Source organism: Mesorhizobium sp. M7A.F.Ca.US.005.03.2.1, from assembly GCF_003997795.1.
GTDB lineage: Bacteria > Pseudomonadota > Alphaproteobacteria > Rhizobiales > Rhizobiaceae > Mesorhizobium > Mesorhizobium ciceri.
Genome location: NZ_RZRP01001522.1, coordinates 1 through 610, shown reverse-complemented (window position 1 = coordinate 610; position 610 = coordinate 1). Strand labels below are relative to the sequence as shown.

General features: G+C 63.0%; 1 pseudogene. It reads left to right on the top strand.

Annotated features, from left to right (window positions below):
* Positions 1–610 (top strand): annotated as a pseudogene (locus EN991_RS38875) (SPOR domain-containing protein); the annotation flags it as partial.

The following is a 610-nucleotide window of genomic DNA, read 5'->3' as shown; positions in this document are numbered from 1 at the left end:
GAAGAGGCCCTGTACAGCGTTGCCGATACGCCCGCTTCTGTCGAGCCGGTTGCCTCCGATGACGAGTTCGACGATGCGGTGGCAATGTCGCTTGAAGACGAGCTGATGCTCGACGACCATTCGGCGGCGGAACAGTCATTCATGGCCGCCGATCCCGTCGAGCATGCCATGCCGGAGCAGGCGGCGGCGCTTGACGGCCAGGCAATCTCCGACGAGAGCTTTGCTGGCCTCGACGATGCCATGGCCGATGTCGACATGGATTTCGACGTTCGCGCGGATGAGCCGATCGCCTTCGACGAGCCGGAAGCGCATGAAGTGCTTGCCGATGCTGCGGACTCAACAAGCGAGATTTCCAGCCCTGAAGGCCTGTCGGACGATGCCTTCGACCTGAACTTTGAAGATTCGTTCGCCGAAACGGTCGAAGAGCCGGTCGCCGAAGTTGCTGCCGCTATGGTCCAGCCGGCGGCGCCAGAAGCCAATGTCGCGCCGGCGGTGCACGCCCCGATTGCGGACGAACGGAGCCTGGAAGACGAGTTGAATGCGCTGCTGGGCGCCATGACTTCCCGCACGGCGCCCAGCAGCGCATTCAACTCGTCTTCCAGGCTCCGTT